4 protein-coding genes are annotated in these 4,067 nt (G+C 72.4%); 1 reads left to right on the forward strand and 3 read right to left on the reverse strand.

From position 1 onward, the window contains the following. A partial coding sequence (locus C5B96_RS16760) for a hypothetical protein (RefSeq protein ID WP_104246501.1) occupies positions 1–1,177 on the forward strand: 1,177 nt, incomplete at its 5' end. Between the two features lie 129 nt (positions 1,178–1,306). Here C5B96_RS16760 and C5B96_RS16765 read toward each other — a convergent pair. From C5B96_RS16765 to C5B96_RS16775, 3 genes are all read right to left on the reverse strand, one after another. Then, complete coding sequence (locus C5B96_RS16765; protein WP_104246502.1) at positions 1,307–1,588, reverse strand: hypothetical protein; 282 nt, start codon at positions 1,586–1,588, stop codon at positions 1,307–1,309. 25 nt (positions 1,589–1,613) lie between these two features. Then, positions 1,614–2,402: an energy-coupling factor transporter transmembrane protein EcfT gene (locus C5B96_RS16770; RefSeq protein WP_104246503.1), complete on the reverse strand. Its 789-nt coding sequence runs from the start codon at positions 2,400–2,402 to the stop codon at positions 1,614–1,616. Next, on the reverse strand, positions 2,399–4,067 hold a 1,669-nt coding region (locus C5B96_RS16775), incomplete at its 5' end, for an ABC transporter ATP-binding protein (protein ID WP_104246504.1). The genes C5B96_RS16770 and C5B96_RS16775, both read right to left, overlap by 4 nt.

Genomic DNA, 4,067 nt, shown 5'->3' on the forward strand with positions numbered 1-4,067 from the left:
GGGCCGTGATGATCTTCGTGGTGCCGCCGAGCGGTACGGGGTCGCCGGCTCCACCACCACTGAACCCGCCGCCCCTCCCGCGAGCGCGGTGACGACCGCAGGCGCCGGCGACCCCGTACCGCTCGGCGGCACCACGAAGATCATCACGGCCCTCGTCGTGCTGAGCGCGCATCCGCTCGCCGCTTCGACGCCCGGCGACCCGGTGGTGATCACCGCCGAGGACTACGCCGACTACGTGAAGTACATCTCCGAGAGTTCGCGAGCGGTCTCGTTCATCACCAATGAGAGCTGGAGCGAGCGCGACATGCTGCTCGCGATGCTGCTCGGCTCCAGCAACAACCACAGCGACGCTCTCGCCCGGTGGGCGTTCGGCACCACCGACGGCTACCTGTCGGCCGCGGCGTCGTGGTTGGCAGCGAACGGGATGACCGGCACGACGGTCGCAGACACCACCGGCCTCAGCGAGAACTCGGTGGGAACAGCCGCCGATCTCACGCGGATCACCCAGCTCGCCTTCGAGACACCGGTGATCGCCGAGATCATGGCGCTGCCGTCGGCGACGCTGAACGGCAACCGCCAGGTGACGAACCTCGCGACCTACCTTCCCGACCTGGGCGTGACCGGCCTGTCGCTCAGCTACACCGACGAGGCCGGCCTCTGCCTGCTCTACAAGGCGACCGTTCCGCTGGCGACGGCCGACGGAGCGGCGGGCGCTGGGGCGGCGGCCGGCGGAGCAGCGGGCAGCGGCGCAGCGGGCGGCGCAAGCGCCACCATCTACGGCGCCCTGCTGCGGGAGCCCGACTACCCCACGCTCGAGGCCGACCTCACGGCGCTGGTCGGCAGCGCATCCACCAGCCTGAAGCCGACGGTGCTCGCCGCCCAGGGCGACCCCTTCGTCGAATACTCCACCGGCTGGGGCCAGACCGCGCGGGGTGTCGCCGCCGCTTCAGAATCGCGGATGCTGTGGGCCACCACCCCCGTCGACCACACCGTCGCGCCCCTCACGTTCAGCACCGCCCGCAGCGGGAGCGCCGCCGGAACCGCCAGCTTCGCGCTCCCCGCCGGAGCCGTCGACGTGCCTCTCACGCTCGACGGTTCCCTCATCGACCCCGGGCCCCTGTGGCGCCTCAGCCACCCGGTCGAGGTCATCGGCGCGCTCATCGCCTCCCGCGGCTGACCCGGCCCCGCGGCTGACGCTGGCCGCGCGACGAAAAGTCCGCCAGGACGGAGCTGAGCGAAACCGACGTCATATTCGCGGCGGATCGGCTGAGCTCCGTCCTGGCGGACAGGGAGCGAGCGGCGAAGGCTAGACCAGCGCCTCGCCGGGCTCCTGGTCTTCTTCGTCGGCGACGGGCGAGTCGCTGTGCGCCGCGTCGAACGAGTAGCTCACGTGGGTCTCGCCGTTCAGCTCGCGCGTGCTGATCGCGTGGTATTCGAAGTTCGCCTCGATGCCGTCGACGAGCGCGATGACGCCGAACGTCTTGTCGTACTCTCCGCCGACGAAGATGCGCTTGTCGGTCTGGCCGACGAGCGGCCCGTCGGTGTACTCGACGACGTAGGTGTTCGGGGTGTCAGTTGCATCAGTCATGGTTCAACCGTACCGGGCCGAGAGGTCAGCTCTGGCTGCCGATGAAATTCCAGTGCCCCGTCGACACCGAAACCACCACAGCGGCCAGCGCGACGACGACCGCGAGCGCCACCAGCACACCTTCGCGCCAGCCGAGAACGGATGGCCGGGCGTACGTGCGCACGCCGACCGATCCGAATCCGCGTGCCTCCATCGCCGTCGCGAGCTTGCTGCCGCGCCGGATGGAGAGCACCAGCAGCGCGAACCCCTGGCTGGCGAAACGCCGGATGCGCCCCGAATCCCCGACGCCCCGCGCCCGCCGGGCGAGTTCCAGCGACCGCCAGTCGTCGAGGAACAGTCCCACCAGTCGCAACCCAGCCAGCCCGCCGAGCACGAACCGGCTCGGCAGGTGCAGCACCTGCGCGAGCCCGTCGGCGAGGTCGGTCGGGTCGATCGTCACGAACAGCACGACCGCCGGCAGCCCGATCGCCAGAACCCGCAGGAACGTGGCGATCGCCAACTCGATCGAGCCGTCGGTGACGTTGATCAAGGCGAACTGAAAGTAGACCTCACCAGACGGTCGCCCGTAGAGCACGGTCGTCAGCGCGGCCGCGGGGGCGGCGATGAGTACCGGCAACGTGCGGAGCAAAAAGGTGCGCAGCCCGAGCCCGGCCCAGAAGAACAGCACCGACTCCAGCGCGAGGGCGACGCCGGCCGAGACCGCGTCGATCGTGAGCACCAGCGCGACGCTCAGCACGAGCGCCGCCGCGAGCTTCGCGACCGGGTTGATGGCGTAGACCGCCTGCGTTCCCCGCGTCGGGTTCAGGATGCTCATGCCTCCCCCTCGCGCAGGGTGGGGCCGGGCATCCGGAACTCGCGGTCTGCGAGCGTGTCGACGAAGTCGGCGTCGTGCGTGACGGCGAGGAGGGCGGTGCCGGAGTCGAGCAGTTCAGCGAGCAGGGCGACGAGTTCGGCCCAGGTGCGGGAGTCCTGCCCGAAGGTGGGTTCGTCGAGCACGAGGAGGGACGGGCGCGTGGCGAGCACGGTCGCAACCGAGAGCCGGCGCTTCTCGCCGCCGGAGAGGGTGAACGGATTGGCCTCGGCGAGCGCGCTGAGGCGCAGGCGGCTGAGCAGTTCGTCGACCCGCTCGTCGATCTCGCGCTGCGGGAGTCGCAGCGCGCTCGGCCCGATCGCGAGTTCGCGGCGGAGCGTGGTGCCGAGGAACTGGTGCTCGGGGTCCTGGAACACGGTGCCGATGCGGGTGAGCAGCTCGCGCGAGGTCCAGCGGATGGGCGCGGGGCCCGCGCCCGCCGCGAACGTGTCGCTCGCCCCCAGAGTGAGGGCAGCGCCCGGCGCGGGTGCGGGCCCAGGAACGGAGCCCGGCCCCAATTCCGTTCCCGGCCCAACCCCCGCTCCCGGCCGGACCCCGCCTCCGCCGGCGCGTCCGGCGCCGCGCCGGCGAGCGCGCCGCGGGGCCGGGGCACCGGCGGGCGCGAGCAGCCCGGCCAGCGTGAGGGCGAGCGTCGACTTGCCCGCCCCGTTCGGCCCCGTGATGACGGTCGCGAGCCCGGCTTCGATGTCGAGCGTCAGCCCGGTCGCAACGGGCACCCCCTTCACCCGCTCGACACCGAGCCCCCGCGCCCGCAGCAACACGTCGTCGCCCTGCCTCTCCCCGCGCGAGACCGACACCTGCGAGCGAGAGGGACCGGCAGAGGTGGCCGTCTCGCCCGAAGCTGTCGGTCTCGCGGAAGCAGGGTGCGCGAGGGTGAAGGCGGGGGCGCGCAGGGGGCGCGCCGGCGGGTAGCCGGGCACCCAGACGCCGGAGGCGGCGAGCTCGGCACCGCGGGCGGCGAGCACGGCGCCGGGCGGCCCGTCGGCGAGCACCCCTCCGCCGGGAGCGAGCACGACGACGCGGTCGACGAGCGGGAGCCAGATCGAGACGCGGTGCTCGATCACGACGAAGGTGGCCTCCGAGTGCGCCAGCACGCGCGCCACAGCGTCGCGCACCTCCGCCACGCCCGAGGGGTCGAGGTTCGCGGTGGGTTCGTCGAGCAGCAGCAGCTGCGGCTGCATCGCCAGAACGCCGGCGAGGGCGAGGCGCTGCTTCTGCCCACCCGAGAGGGCTGACGTCGGGTGCGAGAGCGGGAGGTGCAGGCCGACCGCATCCAGAGCGTCACCGACCCGCCGCCAGATCTCGTCGCGGGGCACGCCGAGGTTCTCGGCACCGAACGCGACATCGTCGCCGACCCGCGCGAGCATGACCTGGGAGTCGGGATCCTGCAGCAGCAGACCGACCCGGCCCCGGGCATCCTGCGGCCGAGCGCCGCCGACGAGCAGCGAGCCGTGCTCGTCCCCCTCGTCAGCGGAACCGAGCACGCCCGCGAGCGCGCTGATCAGCGTGGATTTGCCCGCGCCGGATGCCCCCAGCAGCAGTACGCGCTCACCCGCACCGATCTCGAGGTCGAGCCCGTCGACGGCCCACGCCCGCCGCCCCGCGTGC

Source organism: Subtercola sp. Z020 (genome assembly GCF_002931235.1).
Lineage (GTDB): Bacteria > Actinomycetota > Actinomycetes > Actinomycetales > Microbacteriaceae > Subtercola.

Excerpts from the sequence above, each read along its gene's own strand:
- C5B96_RS16765 (WP_104246502.1), bottom strand. The coding sequence starts at position 1,588 with ATGACTGATGCAACTGACACCCCGAACACCTACGTCGTCGAGTACACC.
- C5B96_RS16770 (WP_104246503.1), bottom strand. The coding sequence starts at position 2,402 with ATGAGCATCCTGAACCCGACGCGGGGAACGCAGGCGGTCTACGCCATC.